Origin of the sequence: Burkholderia sp. 4NA327C6 (assembly GCF_005502655.1) — a bacterium.
GTDB lineage: Bacteria > Pseudomonadota > Gammaproteobacteria > Burkholderiales > Burkholderiaceae > Burkholderia > Burkholderia contaminans.
Genome location: NZ_SCNZ01000036.1, coordinates 50038 through 67218 on the forward strand (window position 1 = coordinate 50038; position 17181 = coordinate 67218).

Genomic DNA, 17181 nt, shown 5'->3' on the forward strand with positions numbered 1-17181 from the left:
GCTTTGGATTTCAGCCATTTAGGATTGGAATGCGGCCCTGATACACCGCGCCACCCGAAATCCGCATGAAGTACTGCAGGTTCGGTAGGCTCTGTATCAGGCGGGATGGAATCAGCGGTACTTTCTCCAGCTGGAGCGAGCGAGACACCGATCCCGTAAATTCACCGACGTGCGACTCGCTACCCGTGCTGGTCGAACTCGACATTACCAGGTTGCGAATCGCCGTCTCCCCGACCTTGTCGGAGAACCAGTCCGCCGTGTCGGTGTCCTCTAAGCGTAAGATGATCTGGTTGTTCAGATTGCCCAAAACCTGCAGCATTTTTGCGGCATTCCCGAGCTTCGCCTCGATGTCCGAGCGCGTCTGGAATGCGACGAACGCCTTGAAGCCTGCGCCGCGCCCCTTGTTCAGGATTTGGATCACCTGTTCGTTGATCGCCTCCGCGACCTCGTCGATGATGAGCACGACCTCAGGCGGGGTGTCGTAGAAGTTATAGATCGAGCCGCACACCGCCGACACGTCGGCGAGCAGCATCGACATGATCGCCTTCGCCACGATGCTGTTCGATAGCGAGTCGGCCCCCACGTGGAGCACCGCCTTCTGGCGAATGATCTTCTCGATGGTCCAGATCTCGCGCTCGTCCTCGAAGTCGTCAACCTTCGGCGCAAGCATCAGGCCGGTTTCGCCGGTCGCGAGCATCTGCAGCAGCGGGAGTGCCGACGCGATAATCCGCATGTAGTGTTCGCGGTCGTGTGTATGCGTCGAGATCAGGCCGTCAATCGCCTCGTGGCCGCGATCGAGTGCTGCGAACCGTGCCTGGTACAGCGCGACCATGCCGTCCACTTTGGAGACGCCGGGCTTGTTGGCCATTTTCACGGTGTCGGCTGCGACCTGCGTTTCCCAATCCGTCAGGCCCTGTTCGAGGAAGAAGCGCTTAAGCGCCTTCTCCAGCAGCGTTGCGATGCCCGACTGGGCATACTTGAGAATCGACCGCAGGTTCGGCTTGTCGCCGATGTACAGCTCGCCGTTTACCGAGCGGCTGATGAACAGGTACGCAAAATCACGGAACGGCCCCTCTTCCATCAGCTGCGCGATCCGGCTCGGGATCTCCGAAGGCTGCGACCAACTATCAAGCGGCTCCAGCCGAATCGATTCCGATGGCTTCGCTTGATTGAAGTAAAGGAACTTCCGGCCCGCGCGCTTGCACTCTCGCTCCACCCGCAGCTTCCATTCCTTGTCGTTTTTCGGATCGAAGTCGAGCAACACATCGCCGAGATGGATCACCTGGGTGGAAATGCACTCGTAGGTACGCGTCTTCCCAGCGCCGGTCGTGCCGCCCACCGCAGTGTGGCCACCCATCGCCTTGTAGTGGAATGGCACGTAGCCCTTCGCCGGCTCAACCCCGTGGATCCAAGAGACCCCTTGGGGCATGCGGTCCCGGATACTGTCCTTTGGGGCAAAGAGCCGTTCGATCATCTCCTCGAACTGACGTCCGGTTTTGGTCTTCGGCAGCCACTTCGGAAGGCCCGGGATGTCCGTCGACGGCATGCGCAGAATGTCATGCGCGATCTGGCAGTGCTTCTGCGTCCACTCAAAACCGGTGCCGAGAAACATCGCATTCGCTTCCGCTTTCATGCGCGACTGGATCGCGAGCAGCTTGGGCACCGCGAGCGTCGTCAGCCATTTCGTCGAGATGGCCATGCGGAATTTCAGCGCGCGCCAGACCTGCCCAGATCGAATCGCAAACGCCACCATGGCGATGAGCGCGAACGCCCACGCGTGCGGCATTCCGGACAGCGGCAACATGACGATCGCAAGCAGCCAGGCGAGGGCGGCCCTAAGCTCATAGACCGGCCGGAAATGATTGATGTAGCCGTTCATAGGTCTCGCTCCTGAATCAGCTCACCGGCGCGCGGTGCCAGCGTGACTTCCATCTGCTCGTTGGCAAGCAACAGACTGCGGCGACGCATGTGCTCGATCAGGGTATCGCTCGCGATCCCGTAGCTTCCGATCAGCCGCTTGGGCAGCACCAGGCCCAACTCGCTCCACCGCACCTTGGCCTTCCCCGCCTGAACGTCCTGACCGAGCGCGCGGAAGAAATCCACGATCATGCGCGGCGCGCCCTTGAGCACCGCATCGAAGGCTTCCGGGGATGGCTCGACGCGACGCTCCGATCCCGCGTGCGTAGCGACGGGATCGATCACGGCTGGCGGTTCGCCGGATTGCGCCGATTGCGCGACCAACTCGCGTGATTCAACAGGCGTCGGCGCGGCCAGTTGAGCTGTGCTTGACGACGGCGGCGAACTAGCCGCGCCGACCGCGCCTGCCGTCACCCCTTCCGCGACCGTTGCCCCTTGGGCGGCGGGGGGAGTGGGCGCGGCAGGCGTAATCGGTGGCGGTGCGCGTCCTGCCGCCGTCGGAGCAGCAGGTGCCGACGCGACAACCGTCGATGAGGCGGGCGTGACGGCCGGCGTCACCACCGGCTCGAGCTCGCCCGCGACGTGGATCGCGGACGGCACGGCAAACTTCACCGGTTCGAAAACGCCGCGCTGCGCTTTCCGGTCGAACTCGGCCGCCGTCGAAATCGCCTGGCGGACCACTCGGTGGGTCAACGATTCGACACCAACCGGACTTGCGGTCGGGTTGATCGCGCCGAACACCTCGGCCAGCACCTCCGCATCCAGACCCGACAGCAGTTCACTGCCGACTAGCGCCTGCGCCAGCATGCCCGTGCGCATCCGCTCGACGCCAAGCGGCGCCGGCCGGCGGGTTACCCGGTACGGTTGATCCCCGAGCCACGGCCCGACCGGCCCGTGAATCGACGGATTCCAGACCAGCTGATCGGCCTCGCGCACCACCTCGAAATGCCGATACGGCTCATCCAGCCACGAGCAGATTGCGGCGAGGAACACGCCATAGTTGTATTGCGGCTCGACGCGCCGCCGCCGTTCCGACGGGAGGTTTGTACCGAACTTCTGCCCGCCGGCCAGGCGCATCGCATAGAAGGCCGTCTCGATCGTGCAACGGAATGCGCCACCGGGCTCCCGGTACAGCTCCGGATTCAGCGGAACGGACGAGAACCAATCAGCGCAACGATGCACGAGTGTGAGCCACTTGCGGTCGAATTCCGCACGGCTGACTTCGTTGGCGCATTGCGCGATCAGATCGATCCGCCGTTCGTTGTTCGCGACCAGCACGCTACGTTCGATCGACTGAAACGGACGTGGCTCGATCATCATGCCAAGCCCTTCGTCGCAAGTTTCGTCAGGCTCTTGAACGCCCCACCGCTTGCATTCGCGCCACCGCCGAACATGGAGGCGAACTTCGGAACCTCGAACGACAGAATCAGGACGAAGAGCGACAGATCGAGCGTCAGCGATCCGGCATACGGTGTGGTCAGCCCTTTCGAGATCGCGTTGGCAAATGCGCTTGTGATCGTTGCCGTCACCAACCGCTGAAGGATCGCCGCGACGACCATATACATGCCCGCGCTGACCATGTAATCAAACCAGCTCTTGAAGTAGCCGCGTGTGAACTCCGACATCCCTAACGCCAGGGCGATCTTGCCCATCACGATGCCTACGGCCATCTGAATGGTGCCCAGCGAAATGAAGAACAGAAATACGAGAGACGCGATCATCAGAAAGCCCCAGGCAAACAACAATGGCACCAGATTGATCGCCAGCGCCACGTAGCTCCACCAATGCGCGGCCTGGAAGGCCTCGATCACCGCATCGAAGATCGATCCCGCGGCTTTCACCATTGCCGTCGGAAGTGACTGTGCGTCGGTGCCGGACACCGCTACCGCCATATCGTTGAACCATTTATAGAACCCGGGCGCCCAGGTGGCATACATCAGGAAGATCGAACAGAAGATGCCGAGAATCGCCAGGTCCTCAATCAGGGACTGCCACGCCGGCACGGGATCCCGGGTTGCCGCATAACGAACGCCCGCGAGTACGATCGTGATGCCTGCCAGCCCGCCGGCCATCTTGTTCGCGTACTGATCGAGCGGTTGGCTCAGCGTCACCGCGAGCTCGATCAGATCCTTCATGATCTTCGCGATCTCCTCGATCGCCGCCATTGCGCCCTTTGCGACCTCGCCCGGCTGGTAGCTCGAGCTCCATCCCGTGGTCATCGGCGGCCAATCGACCGCGTACGCACTCGACGCCGTGACGACGCCGATCAGCATCACCCCGAGCAGCGTCAAGGTCCCGCGGCGCAACCACTTCGCAGAATCGTTTGCCATTACCGCCTCAGAACCCGTATGCGGACCGCTCAGCCTGCTGCTTCGAAATGAAGCGGTTCGCGTCAGCCGCCTTCTCCTTGTCGTCTTCAACCTGCTGCGCATCCTTCTGCGAGTCGCGTTGCGCCTTCGCTGCGTTCAGTTGGAGAATGTCGGCGTTCTGGCTCGTCACGATGTCGAGGTAGTGCGTCGTGATCTCCGCCGTCGCCTGCGCGGTCGGCGACAACGAAAGTTGAGACTGCAGCTCTTGGCGGCGCTTGGCCAGATCGTTCGTGTGCTGCATGATGTTCGATCCCATCTGGAACAGATTGCGCACCACCTTGTCGTTCTGCTGATAGAGCGTGTTCATGTCGGCGAACCACTGCTCATTGGTCTTACCGGAGCGGCTCACCAACGTCTGCACCTGCGAAACCCATTGCCCCCCCTGCTTCAGGTCTCCGTACAGGCCGTTGAGGGTCCCGACCAGATCCTTGACTTTGTTGATGTCGCCGGTGATCTGGTCATACGCGGCCTTCCAGGCCACTGGATCGAGGTTCTTCGCCTGCAACAGCTGGTTCGCCATCATCTGGTACTGGTAGATGATGTTGGTGTTCTGGTAGATCTCGCCGCGCACCGCCTTCGCAGCCGTGATGACGTTCTGCGCGAAGTTGGTCGGATCGAACACGATCATGGCCGAGGCATGCTGGGCCGCGAACAGGGATGCTGCGACGATGGCGGCACGGAGGAGGCGCATTTTCAAGGGATCACCTATCAGTCAAGAGTCAACATTTCTTGGAGGTACTCTTCACGCCAGTGCGGCGAGCCGGAGTCGTAGTGTTTGTCGAGCACGCGTTGGGCGGCGCCGTCGGCGCGCAATACCGCGAGTGCTTCTTTCGGGAATTGCGCCTGCAGCATCCGCGCGTGGTCGGGCGTCACCCACAGGTAGTCCCGGTTGGGCACCGCATCGGCAATCATGTCGATCAGGTCGTCGGTCAGACCGAACACATCCCGGTACAGGTGCTTGTTGTTGCGCGCGTCCCGGTTCGGCAGGAAGAAGAAGTTCGGGATGTTCTCCTTGAGAATCTCGAAGTTCTTCACGCGGGCAAGCTGCCCGAGCGACTGGGTCGCCATCACGAGCGTCCCGTTCAAGCCGCGGATCGTGACGGCCCAGAGCTCCAGGCGCTGATAAAAGCGCTCGTACTGGAAGAAGAACCCGCACTCTTCGACCTCGATGATCGTGAAGCGCTTCCCGTCCAGCCATTGCGAGATGCGATAGAACGCGTAGTCCATAAAGAGCGCGGCGGCGACCGGGTACTTCTCAAACAGGTCGCCCATCTCGATCGCGATATCGTCCGACAGCGAGAACGCATCCTCGACGTGATCGAAGAAGCGACCGTTCTTTTCACCTTGCGTCCAGATCTGGAGCCGCTCACGCAGCTCGATCGGCAACAACGTGTTCAGCATCGACAGCGTCCAGAGCTCGCGGTCGTACTCGCCACCGCCGAGCGTTGCGACAGCCTGATAGATATCGGTCTGCTGCTGCGGCGTGCAGTGGAAGTCCTCATCCTCGATCGCCATCTGCACCCATTCCGCCACGTAGGTCCAGTGCCGCTTGTCCGCCAGCAGCGAAAGCGGGTTGACCGGCGTGGCTGCGCCGAACCGCCCGGTCGCATCGACAAAGCGACCATTCGCCATCACGGTCGGAATCCGAGTCGACCGGTTCTTGTCGAACTTGATCCGCCGCGGGTTGTGGCGCCCGGACTGCGACACGAGAAAGTTCAGGAAGATCGTCTTGCCCGCGCCGATCGGGCCGACCACGAGCGTGTGCGACTTGCCGCCCGGTTGGTGCAGGGTCACGCGCTGCAGCGTTCGGTGACGCGTGGGCAGAACAGTAAGGGGCCCAGTCTGCTCGCCGGTCTGTTGGGTCAGCCATTGGTTGACCGGACTGCCTTCCTCGACCCCGCGCAATGGCGCAATGTCGGAAACGCACGGTGTCTCGACGAATTGCAGGCGCTTTTGCTGATCCCACCGTCCGGGCAACGTGGTCGCCCATGCCGCCGGGATGTTGCGGGTCTCCAAGATGACGCCAAACCCCGCATTGCCGATGCGACCGACGACCTCGCGCGTGTTGTCGTCACACTCCTCGACCGTGTCCCCATAGACGACCACCGAGATGTTGGCGAACCCATACTGCGTCCCATCGGCCACCAGCTTCGCCAGCGCGTTTTCAGCCTCTTCGGCCAGGATTTCACGCCCCTTGTCGTTCTTTTCCGCCTCCTGCTTTTCATCCTTCGAGAAGAAGCTCTTCAGGATCGCAAGCGGGTTGAACGCCGCGACCTTGTAGAACTTGCGCATCTTCTCGATGTAGACCCGCGCCTTGTGGGTCGACAGGAAGCGGAACATCACGCAGATGTCGAGCTCTGCGTCGACGTCAGCCAGAACATCCAGTGCGGCCTCCTGAAACCCCATCCACTCTTTCACGGACACGATCTTCGCGTACCGCTTTCCGTACGCTGACTCGAACATCAGGTGCTCCGTCCCGTACGTCACGAAGGTCTCGGTCAAATGGGTATCGAGCATCGTGACCGGGTAGCGGACGCGGCGCGGCGGAACGGAGGGGTTCGCGGTCTGGTGTAGGAACGCCATGACATTCTGCAGCTGCAGGCGCTTCATCTTGAGACGCGTCACGCCGCCCTTGAAAGCGTCGATCACCCCCTCGAACCGCTTGATGTCCGACGTGATCCGCTCCATGTCGAACGCGAAGGCACTGCGTGCAAAAAGCACGTCCCGGAGGGTTTCCCACAGAGCGAGAGGCACCGACTTGCCGCCGACCGTCATGTGGTACGCGACCTTCTCGAAGATCTTGTTGATGCCGGTCTCGGGCGTGTATGCCAGCGCCAGCGAATGGGTGTTCCGAAAAAACTTGCCGCTGCCGACGTGTGCGCGATTGATCGCGTCGATACGCTCGTCGATCCGGGACGAGAATCCGCCCTGGATTTCCCCTCGCACACGCCGATGCGATAGCCGCCACCACGCCGTTACCCGGTGATCGAAGTTCTTGCACGCGTGGTCGAGGTTGTCTCGCGCTGCCGAAATATCAGCCTTGTTCGGAGAGTCGGCGTCGATCCCGTCGAAGGTGAATACCGTCAGCAGCGATCCATCCTTGTCCAGGACCAGCTCAGGGGTGACCATCGTCGCCCACGGCGCGATCTCCTGCAACGGGCCGCGCTTGATTTTCGAACTCAACATTGCAGATCCTGATCGAATCCGTAGGGACGCTTAAACCGAACCGAAAACTTCGTCGTGGGCAGGGGCTCGTGTATGTCCGGATAGCGGTTGTAGACGATGAGCACCTCCTTCCACCACGGATCGGTCGACGACAGCCATCGGAGCACCCAATGGATGCCGATTCCGACGACCAGGAACGCCGGCGTCATCGCGCTGTAGCAGAGCAGCGTCGTGATCGTCCCGTTCGCGATGGCAAGCCCGCGCTCAGCCCCGCCCAACTGGCGGGGCAGCGACAGAGACCGACTGACCTTTTTCGGCTTACGCACAGGTGTAGTCGATGTGCATGCGGTTCTTCACGATCGGAATCGCACACGCTGCGACCCCGAGGCCGATAAAGACAGTCGCGAGAAACTTGACGATGTTGCTCTCGGAATTCGCGATCATGATGGCGGCCATGATGATCACCACGATGCCGATACAGAACAGCACCGGGCCGCTCACATAGGCCTGGATCAGACAGATCATCGACGCCGCGTTGCCGAGATCGCTCAGATCCACTGCATGGGCGGCCGGCGTGGCAAACGCGATCGCAGCTGCGATCAACGTGGAGCGGATCTGACCGCGACCGAACAGGTAGTGTGCCGCGCTGCGTACTTTGGCGGACGCCGAGCGAGCAAAAGCATTGAACAACTTCGTCATTTGAAACCCCGTATGGTTAGAAAACACGCTCGAGGACGTAGTCCCCGTTTTTGAAACCCTTGATGGCGAGCACTTCGGACACGTGGCGCAGCTCGCCCGTGCGACGCAGGTGCACGACGTAGTGAAAGCAATCCGCGATGGCCTTGCGCATGTCGGCAAGCTCCCACCGGCTTCCCGTGGGGATACCGAGCATCGCCAGAGACTCGAGACGACTCAGCGCGCCGCGTGCATCGTTCGAGTGGATCGAGCCCATGCCACCGTCGTGGCCGGTGCTCAGTGCTTGAATGAAGTCGTACGCTTCACCGCCGCGGACTTCACCGACGATGATCCGGTCGGGTCGGAAGCGCAGGCATAGTGCGACGAGCACCTGCGTGGTCACGCCCTTGTCGGGGTTCGACAGCAGCCGCACGCGATTCGGCGCGGACAGCTTGAGTTCCATCGTGTCTTCGATCGTGATGACACGCTCCTCTGGCGGAATCTCCGCATTCAGCGCGTTCAGGAACGTCGTCTTGCCGGTCGACGTGCCACCGGCCACCAATACGTTCGCTCTCGATCGAACCAGTGCCCGGAATGCTTCTCCCAGGACCTCGTCATGTGCACCTGGCGGGAAGATCGCGCGCTCGACCTCGCGGCGCGCGTGAACGAGCGAGAACGCGCCCATGCCGACGTAGTCGGACAACGACAGGTTCGATTCCCGATGCTTGCGGATCGCAAGCGCATGCCCGTCGATCGCGGTCGGCCGCATCACGGAGGCGATCCGGAGATTCTTGTGACCGCCGTTGATGATCCCCTGCGCGGTACCGGCTTTCGCGGACTTTTCAACCGACGACGCGAGCGACAGGATGGCGCCCTGCAGCTTCGCGGGATTGAAGCGCAGGTCGAGCTTGTGCATCTCACCTCGCCGCTCGATCCACACGTTGTCGTAGTCGTTGATCATGATTTCGGCAACGTCGGGCGCTTCCAGCGGGCCGGTCAGTTGGTCGAGCGACGCGAAAAACAGCTTCACCGCGTTGTCTTCGAGCGGACGGACCTTGAGCAGCTCCTCCGCAGTGATCTGCGCGGCCGGGCGAGACGCCGGCACATCAGCCATCGGACGTGCGACAGGGGGCTGATGCGCGGTTGGCGGATTCTGGGCAATTTCGGACATGCAGCTATTGTTCAAGCTGCGCGCGCCGCCGACGGACCGAAAGAATGGCAAAATTCAACAGCTTTCGTCGCGCCCCAAACAGCGGCGTTTGCGACTGTTCAGATGAGAGTTCGCGTCAACCGGTTGAGGGGGCTAACCGGGAAAGCTCCAGAAAAACGTATAGCTTTCTCCTGATTCCCCGCCAACGTTCCATGGTTGCCGTTTCGTACAGGCGAAAAAAAAACCCGGTCACGAGGACCGGGTGGGTGACAGAAGATGGGCGCTTGACCGCCGCGCTCAACAGATGACCTCGACCATCTCCCCGAACGGCGCGCGCCGCGCACGCTTGAGCGGCGTGGTTGACGCCCAAAGCACCGGGTAAGACGGCTCCTCCTTCGGAAACGCGCCATCCATATCGGTCAGGTAGACGAGAAACGCCGGATCGATCCCTTCCGCGAGAATGCGACGGAAAGGATCGACGAACGACGTCCCCCCTCCGCCCTTCAATGGAGCCAGATCGAGCGGCTCGCCACGCTCGAACACCTGCACTTGCGTGACGCGCGTGTCGCAGTCCATGACAACCAGACGGCGAGGTCGGACCGCATCGAACATGGACTCGATCTCCGCGGCAAACTGCGCCTGTGTCACGTCCCACACCGAGCCGCTGGCGTCGCGCACGAACACCGCGTCGCCTATCGCCGGTTCATTCAACGACGGCAGATACAGCCCGGCGTGAAGGTAACGGCGATTCGGCTGCGCCCACGTGTAGTCGGTCGGTGCCGCTTCCTGCGCAAACCGGTGCAGCAGCGAGCGCCAATCGACAACCGGCGCAACGGCTTGCTCGATGGTGGCTTGCAGCGCACCGCCGAGCTTGCCGGCGGCCTGAGCGGCCTTGGCCGCCTGCAGGACCGCGACCTTCCACTCGGCTTCCTTCGCCGCTTTGTCGGGTCCCGCGTACTGGCGAACTTCACCGCACGACGAACCGCCATCGGGTCGAGCATCGGGTTGAGCAATAGCCGCAGCGTCGGCGGACGGACCGTTCGAGCCGTTCGTGGGTTGAGGCGATCCGCAGCCGGCGGGATCGGCCGACGTCTGATTCCCGTCCGCCTTATCCGATTGTCGGTCGCCCTGCTTCTGAGCGCCCTGCTTGGCCTTCTGCCGCGCCTCGTTCTGCCGCACACCGTAGATTTCCTCGGCCGACTGGCCCTTGAAGCGGGGGTCGACGAGCCCACCAGGCGGCAGTTGCAGCCCGGCATCGAGCACGATCGGATTCACGGCGTAGTCGCATGCCTCGTTCCAGCCCTTGTGTTCGCGATAGCCCTGGCGCCAACAATGGCCGTTCGCGACGTGCCACACCTCGTGGGCAAGTACGCCGCGAACCTGCAGGTCGTTCAGGCCGGCCGCGTACACCGGGTTGTAGCCCAGCGATTCGCCGTCCGTCCAGAACGTTTCGCAGGTCGGATCCTCGAGAACCTTGAGCCGAAGCGCCAACGCCCCGATGAACGGGTGATCGAGGACAAGCGCGGTGCGCTGCTTCGCGATGCGTTCATAAAGTCGCGCGTCCATGGCGACCTCATGCTGCAAAACGCAGCGGCGCAAGCTGGATCACCTGATCGGTCACCTGATCCGCGACCGGCGCCGGTGCGCCGCCCATGAAGGCCGCCATCAACCCTTCGATCTCGGTCGCCTTGGCAGCGACTTGCGCACGCAGCACATTGGATTCCTTCAGTTCCGCGCCGCTGTGTGCGGCCAGATGCGTCTTGGCCTGCTCGAGAATGTGCGCCAGCTTCGGATCGTTGCTGAAATTCAGCTTCGGCAACAGCTCGCAAAGCTCACGGACATGGTTGGCGACGTCCATGCGAACGTTGCTCGATGCGTACAGACGGTTCGCCATCGTCGAGACGGCCTCGTACAGCCGGCCGACCAGATCGTTGTTCGCGGTCTTGATCGACTCGAACACGTGCTGGTCGATCTCGGTACGCAGGTTCGTCAGCACGTCGCTTGGCAGATCGACGCCGAACTGGCTCGCGTCCGGGAATGGCAGCACCGACAGCTTGATGCCGAATTTGCCGGACAGCTCGGCCAGCGACGGATAGTCGGCCTCGTTGTACAGGCCGTTCATCTCGGCGCGCGCCTGTTCCTTCAGATCCAGATAGTTCGTCAGGAAAACGGACACTGCGAGATCGAACTCGTCCTTCATCGCGCGCATGCGCTCGGCTACATCCATGTAGATCATGGTCGGCAGCAGGCGCACGCCCAACTGGTCGTACTTCAGCGTCCGGCCGTAGTAGTAGGAACGGATCCGGTTGCCGATCGACAGCACTTCGGCGTAGCTCGGTGCGTGTTCGGGCAGCAGGCGCTTATTGAAGCGACCAATTCCGCGCGCATGGTGGCTCTTCTCGACCTCCTCGGTGACCTTGCCGTCGTAGCGGCGGGCGACCCACGTGGAAATCGTGACGGACGACAGCATGACCTTGGACTTCAGATCGGTGATGTTCATGGAGTGACTCCAAATAGAAAGAGAATGGATGAGGCGAAAAAAGCCACGGCGCGTGAGCGGGCCGTGGCAACAGGAACTGCGATGGAAGGTAGATGGCGATCAGTCTTCGCCGCGGATGATCTTGCCAATCTCCCCGGCTTGCGCACGGACGAAGGCGGGATGGCTCTGCAGCTGCGGATTGCGCACGGTCGCGTCGCGCACCAGGACTGCCGTGAATTCGCGGTGGCCGGCGTTGACGAGCCGATCCGCGTACCGCAGAACGCGCTCGAAGTTGCCTTCGCCGGCCTGGCAGGCAAGCGCCGTCGACAGCGCATACAGCACGCTCGGCTCCTCCGGAATGGGCCCGAGATCGGGGTTCATCAGAATCGCGTCGACCGACGGCAGCGCTCGGTAGATGGAGAGAAAGCTGACGAACTCCGCCGCCGCACCCTCGCCCACGGCACTGCTGAGCGCATGGGTCAGCAGGTGCGCGGGAACTGATGGGAACACCTTGGCAACGAAGCCCCAACTGCGCGGGCTCGGCGATGCCTCGATGTCGCGGCTCGTTTTGACGACCGACAGCAGATCCGGCCGGAACCGGAGAAATGCGATCAGCTCCGGCGGCACGTTGTGTGCAACCGCCCAACGCGTCCAGTCGTTGATCGTCGGCTCGAGCTCGACAACCGCCGCAAAACGCGAAATCACCGGATCGAGAATCCCGGCCACACCGGCGTTATCGCCGCGCCGGTTGGTAGCTGCGACGAACGTCACCTGATCCGGCAGCTTGTGCTCGCCGATACGACGGGCGAGCAGCAACTGCATCTTTGCGGCCTGCACGGCGGGAGACGCCTGCCCGAGATCGTCGAGAAACCAGAGCAGCGGCCGACGCGCGCTCAATGCGCGCTCGAGATCGCCGAACGGCAGGAAGCGCGCACGTTCGCCATCCGGGGACGGGAACGGCAGGCCCTTCGAGTCCGTCGGGTCTTCGACCACCGGGTGGCTAATGAGCAACTCATGATCGGTCGCGGCCGCAGCGGCTTCGACGATGTCGGACTTGCCGATGCCCGGCCGGCCACTGATCAGCACCGGAAAGCGCTGCGGAATGTAGATGCTGAGCAGCTCGGTGAGCTGTGCGGGAGAGAGTTTCATGGGGTTCCTCGAAAAGAAAGCCCCACGGGATCGCGCCCGGCAGGGACGTGACCCTGCGGGGCGATTGGAAATGCCGCGATGCGGCGTGTCGATGCGTCCGAAGACGCCGTTTGATGCTTAAGCGCGCGCGAGCGCGGCTGCCTGCTTTTCCGTCAACGACGACCGCGGCACGCATTTCGCGCGCGTCACGATCATCACGCCGTAGACATCCGCGAGCACGCGGGCTTCCGGGCAAAGTACGAGCAGCTCGTCGGGGCCGACCGGCGCCGGCGAGCGATTGCGCCACACGTTGATCGCGCCTTCGATCTCGGCGAGCGAGACGACGTCCGGTGCGAGACGGGTTGATGCGTCGAGTGGGTTCATGGGTGACCTCGAAAGTGTCGCCCCGTGAACGACGCCCTGCGGGACGTGATCCCCTGGGGCAGGAAAAGGCCGCTTCGCGGCGGGTTCGATGCGTCGATGACGCGGTAAGTAAAGCCAGTGTAGGCGTCCGGGCGCCACACGCTGGCCGAAAAGGTCGGGAAAAGCGAGCGGCTTTGGATGTGCCACGCCGCGATTGGACGAAAAAAAACCGGCGCACGAGGCGCCGGTTGTTCGTAATTGGCTGAAAGCTCCGGCCCTCATGTCACAAGCAGATCGCCTTGGCTATTCAACATCGGAGGGACCTTCGCACGGATCTCGGCTTCTCTCTCGCGCATCCTGCGCGTTCGCTCATCGCCTACCCCGTTGTGCTTCTCGACGACGTAGATGAAGTACTGGGGCTTCGCCGGCCCCGGCCACACTCGCCACTCGGCCATGATTTGCGCACGCATCGCCGGATCGCACGCGAAATACAACGCGCGCCCCTTTCGCCAAACGCTTGCGTCGCGGTCGCGCATTCGCTGCTCGCCCTCGCGGGCTCTGGCGATCCGCAGCGCCTTCTCCGCTTCGATGTCCGTTTCAGGCGCCGGGGCAAGCTGGTCTGCGAACAGCGGGCAGTCGCGCGCGAGCTTCCGCGCGACACGCTTGTGCCGATTCAGGAACGCTTGCTCCTTTCGACTGGTCCAGATGTAGTCCTCGTACCGCGGGGCTCGATCGAATCGCATGTTGTGCTTCTCGATCAAGCCGCGAGTGGCGTCAGTCGGGAACGCGCATAGTCCAGCGTACCGTTCTTCGCGTGGAGCGTTCGCCCCTCGGTCGAACCGGGCTTGGCCAATGCGTAGCGCGTCGCCGCACCATGGCGAAAGCTGCGGATCTCGGAATACCCGTCAGCGATCGCGCGATCGACGTGCTCGACGCCCGTGATCACCGCATTGTCGGGCGTGCGATACCGCGCACGCTCTGCCTTCGCCTTGGCGTCATTCGCGGCCTCTTGCGCACGCCGCTGTGCTCGGGCGGCGTCCTGCTTTGCCTCCCACTCGGCTTGTGCCGCCTCATCGTACCCACAAAACGCGAAGATCTCGCGCCGCCGGCGGGCAGCGTTCAATCCGCGCAACGACAGTCCAAACTGCTCGCGAAGCACCTGCTTGCTGTGGTCGTTCCAGCCATCAGGGTGATTCAGGACTGTCAGCAGGATGCTAACGTCGCGGGCTTCGACAGCGGCTGCGAACTGGTTCGGCCATTCGAAGGTCGTACGCCCTCGATCCAGCGTCGCCATGGCAGTCTGCAGGTCATAGTGCCGCTGCGAAATCAACCCTTTCTGGCGGTCGGCTTCGAGCCTGTCCAGCTTCTTCTTCAGGAGGGCATCCGCGATCAGCTCACGCAACCGTTCGGCAACGGACGACACGGCGGTGCCGACATCCACCGGATGTTGGTATTGCTCCGGAAGACTCGGCTTGTGCACGACGCCTGCGGCGAACAGTCGGTCGTCAACGTCGGTGTACGTGATGTCAGCCGGCGCAGACTTCAGCGCCGCGACGATATCGGCGCCGAGCTCGGCGTCGATCAACCGTTTTTCGTGCCGGAAGATCGACACCGCGTCCTGCATGACGCCGTACGGAAGCGAGTTGCGAAGAGCCGGCACGTCGAGGAGAACCGGGAACCACTGCAGGTCGTACCGGAAGTGCTTGGTGTCGCCGCGGTAGTCTGCGAGCACCGTGTCCGGGATCGGCAGATCCCGAAAGAGCGCATGGGCGACATGGACCTCGTGCCGGCCGTTGACCCCACCCGAGAGGGAGAGCTGCGGCCCTTGCGAGGTGTAGCCGAACAGCGTCTCAGCGACCCGGTCGCAGACATCGCCCAAGTGAAAGCGGTGGCCAGCGGCTCGTGCTGCCTCTACCTCCGCCTCGAGCTGGTCACCGGACAGCAGCCACGCTGGCCTCGACGCGAGCTCGAACACGAACTGGAAAATCTCCCAGCGCTTGCGCGTGATCTGCCAGGGCTGCAGCGCCTTGCCGTCCTTGCTGAACCAGCGGTCTCGAAGCTCGGTAAAGAGCGAGGTGAAGATCGCGTGCGCGGTACCCGGTTGGCGGACTGTCAAGATGCCGTTGTAACGCAGAATCGGCACCGGCGTCACACCGTGCATCAACGTGATTTCCTGCGTTTCGTACGCTGACAAGGTCGCGTCGTGGAAGAACACGTGGAACACGTGCGCGAGCGTATCGACGTGAATCACTTCGTTGGGCGTGTGAATCGTGTACATGAATGGTTGTCCTTGAAAAAAGAGCAACCGTCCCATCCAGGGCGGTTGCCCCGGATTGGGAAAAAGTAAGCGTGAAGCCTCAGGCGATATCGAGTAGGTTCGAAACCACCGCTGCAACGGCCCAGCCGTCGGAGCGCGTCAGCGTATGAATGCAAATGAGCGGTTGTGTTCGCATGTGGCCGCCACTACTGTCGTCTTGAAACCACACGGTGTCGATGGTGACCCTCCATCCTTCCGACCGATCACGCCGGACCGACACGGAATTGCGTCGCCGAGGCTGGCAAGCGATCGGCCAGTACGACGTATCCCTCGCACCGAAGACTGCCTCGTGTAAACAAGGCGTCACGTTTGCAGCGCTGACCCATTCTGGCTCGAGGCCGGCCGCCAGTAATGCTCGCTTAATGTATCGCGCGACCTCTTCGATAGTCTTGCCCAGCAGCGCGGTTTCCCCCACCGCCAGCAATCCCGGCTTCTCCAATACTTCAGACATGGAAACCTCAAAATAAAAAAGGGCCACACCGTAAGGTGCAGCCCTTGATAGGAAGGCGGCCGGCCCGATGGGCGACCGTCAGTTCGATTTAATGCGTGTGGTGACGCAGAGAACGACGTTGTTCGCGCTCCGCCTTGCGACCGCGTTCGCATGCGACGATGCCGTAGCCGCAGAACACCAGCGTCAGAAGCAGTGCAACAGGACCGAAGTACATATTCATTCTCCGTTCATGGAATCCATGCCGATAACGTACGTTATCACACCGATCACAACCAGGGCAGCAACGTTCATCGCGGCCCAGATCGAGAATTCAGAGATGGCGTGGACGTAGCCGACGGCGCCCACGATCGACGAGACCGTGAGCGTATGGCAAAACCGTCCAAACTGCTGCCGCTGGTCCTTCGTCCAGGACGCCCGGACGAGGCGCGCTCCCAATCGGGACCGCGGCGCGGCGGCCGGCGGCACCACCGAGACGACCGCGAAGCTGTCGCCCGTCGAGTGAATCAGCTTGGCCTCGTACCCGTCCCATGACGCAGTAATCTCCGGTGGAGATTCGCTTTCCTGCGCGACTGCCAGGCAGGCACGGACGCGGGACGATACATAGACCATGCCCAGCTGATCGTCATACGACCCGCGATCGATGATGGTCGTCCCCGAGGGAAACTCGATGCAAACCTCAACGAATTGCATCGCGCCTCCTATCGTCGATCGCTATCGAGGCCATGTACGAGTCGCAAGCCCCCAAGCAACGCCTGGTAGTCCTCGTCCGTGTCAAGCTGCCCGAGCGCTACGGCGTTATCGCCGCCACCCGACAGGTCACGGTGTCCGCGCCGCGTGCGGAACGACATCGCGACCCGCTGGCGCGAAGCCGTATCCGCGACCTCGAGCATCATCCTGTTGGTGCGCAGGGTGACACGGCAGCCACGGCCTGCTTTCGCCGGTTCCGCCACCACCTCATGCTCGCCCGCGCGCAACCGTAAATCACGCGCGACGCGATGCAGCATTCGCGTCGCATGGTGCGTCAGCGCCGCGTCGGAGGCAGCGCCAGCCGCGCGCCGATCGGCGAAGAGAACCTTCGGTACCTTGAACATCTTGCCCTCGAAACAAAAAAAGCGAGGCCTCCTTTCGGAGTGCCTCGCTATTCATGGGAAAGCCGGCAATCGCCGG

Annotated in this window: 18 protein-coding genes; all 18 read right to left on the reverse strand. The window is 62.4% G+C overall.

Annotation, left to right across the window (positions count from 1 at the left end):
• Positions 1-10: 10 nt before the first annotated feature.
• Entirely contained in the window at positions 11-1879 is a 1869-nt protein-coding gene (traD, locus tag FFS49_RS29430; protein WP_060091350.1) for a conjugative transfer system coupling protein TraD, read from the reverse strand.
• Positions 1876-3237 carry a TraI domain-containing protein gene (locus tag FFS49_RS29435; protein ID WP_105816784.1) on the reverse strand — a complete coding sequence of 454 codons (1362 nt, stop codon included), beginning with the start codon at positions 3235-3237 and terminating at the stop codon, positions 1876-1878. Before FFS49_RS29435 ends, traD begins: the two co-directional genes overlap by 4 nt.
• Positions 3234-4247: a type IV secretion system protein gene (locus tag FFS49_RS29440; RefSeq protein ID WP_060091352.1), complete on the reverse strand. Its 1014-nt coding sequence runs from the start codon at positions 4245-4247 to the stop codon at positions 3234-3236. The genes FFS49_RS29435 and FFS49_RS29440 overlap by 4 nt, the downstream gene beginning before the upstream one ends.
• 7 nt (positions 4248-4254) lie before the next feature.
• A complete protein-coding gene (locus FFS49_RS29445) occupies positions 4255-4977 on the reverse strand; it encodes a type VI secretion protein (protein WP_105816783.1) in 723 nt (240 codons plus the stop codon).
• A 17-nt stretch (positions 4978-4994) separates the two neighbouring features.
• Positions 4995-7472: a VirB4 family type IV secretion system protein gene (locus FFS49_RS29450; RefSeq protein WP_060091357.1), complete on the reverse strand. Its 2478-nt coding sequence runs from the start codon at positions 7470-7472 to the stop codon at positions 4995-4997.
• On the reverse strand, positions 7466-7777 hold the full coding sequence (locus FFS49_RS29455; protein ID WP_081071019.1) for a VirB3 family type IV secretion system protein: 312 nt from the start codon (positions 7775-7777) through the stop codon (positions 7466-7468). The genes FFS49_RS29450 and FFS49_RS29455 overlap by 7 nt, the downstream gene beginning before the upstream one ends.
• On the reverse strand, positions 7770-8150 hold the full coding sequence (locus tag FFS49_RS29460) for a TrbC/VirB2 family protein (protein ID WP_059888737.1): 381 nt from the start codon (positions 8148-8150) through the stop codon (positions 7770-7772). Before FFS49_RS29460 ends, FFS49_RS29455 begins: the two co-directional genes overlap by 8 nt.
• Before the next feature lie 16 nt (positions 8151-8166).
• Positions 8167-9240, reverse strand: coding sequence for an ATPase, T2SS/T4P/T4SS family (locus FFS49_RS29465; RefSeq protein ID WP_060091361.1), 1074 nt, complete (start codon positions 9238-9240; stop codon positions 8167-8169).
• Positions 9241-9573: 333 nt separating this feature from the next.
• The gene (locus tag FFS49_RS29470) at positions 9574-10842 is read right to left on the reverse strand and encodes a VWA-like domain-containing protein (RefSeq protein ID WP_060091363.1); all 1269 of its coding nucleotides are present in this window, start codon (positions 10840-10842) and stop codon (positions 9574-9576) included.
• A 7-nt stretch (positions 10843-10849) separates the two neighbouring features.
• A complete protein-coding gene (locus FFS49_RS29475; RefSeq protein ID WP_060091365.1) occupies positions 10850-11776 on the reverse strand; it encodes a hypothetical protein in 927 nt (308 codons plus the stop codon).
• 99 nt (positions 11777-11875) lie between these two features.
• Positions 11876-12904 carry an ATP-binding protein gene (locus tag FFS49_RS29480; protein ID WP_060091367.1) on the reverse strand — a complete coding sequence of 343 codons (1029 nt, stop codon included), beginning with the start codon at positions 12902-12904 and terminating at the stop codon, positions 11876-11878.
• Positions 12905-13021: 117 nt separating this feature from the next.
• A complete protein-coding gene (locus tag FFS49_RS29485) occupies positions 13022-13267 on the reverse strand; it encodes a DUF3717 domain-containing protein (RefSeq protein ID WP_060091369.1) in 246 nt (81 codons plus the stop codon).
• A 257-nt stretch (positions 13268-13524) separates the two neighbouring features.
• Positions 13525-13989: a hypothetical protein gene (locus FFS49_RS29490; protein ID WP_060091399.1), complete on the reverse strand. Its 465-nt coding sequence runs from the start codon at positions 13987-13989 to the stop codon at positions 13525-13527.
• 14 nt (positions 13990-14003) lie between these two features.
• Positions 14004-15524, reverse strand: a complete 1521-nt coding sequence (locus FFS49_RS29495) for a hypothetical protein (protein WP_060091371.1) — start codon at positions 15522-15524, stop codon at positions 14004-14006.
• A 79-nt stretch (positions 15525-15603) separates the two neighbouring features.
• Positions 15604-16014 carry a hypothetical protein gene (locus tag FFS49_RS29500; RefSeq protein WP_060091401.1) on the reverse strand — a complete coding sequence of 137 codons (411 nt, stop codon included), beginning with the start codon at positions 16012-16014 and terminating at the stop codon, positions 15604-15606.
• A gap of 88 nt (positions 16015-16102) precedes the next feature.
• Positions 16103-16234 (reverse strand): hypothetical protein, encoded by a 132-nt coding sequence (locus FFS49_RS43000; RefSeq protein WP_258181722.1) that lies wholly within the window; start codon positions 16232-16234, stop codon positions 16103-16105.
• Entirely contained in the window at positions 16231-16704 is a 474-nt protein-coding gene (locus tag FFS49_RS29505) for a hypothetical protein (protein WP_060091373.1), read from the reverse strand. The genes FFS49_RS43000 and FFS49_RS29505 overlap by 4 nt, the downstream gene beginning before the upstream one ends.
• 8 nt (positions 16705-16712) lie before the next feature.
• Positions 16713-17105 carry a hypothetical protein gene (locus FFS49_RS29510; protein ID WP_060091375.1) on the reverse strand — a complete coding sequence of 131 codons (393 nt, stop codon included), beginning with the start codon at positions 17103-17105 and terminating at the stop codon, positions 16713-16715.
• Positions 17106-17181: the final 76 nt, after the last annotated feature.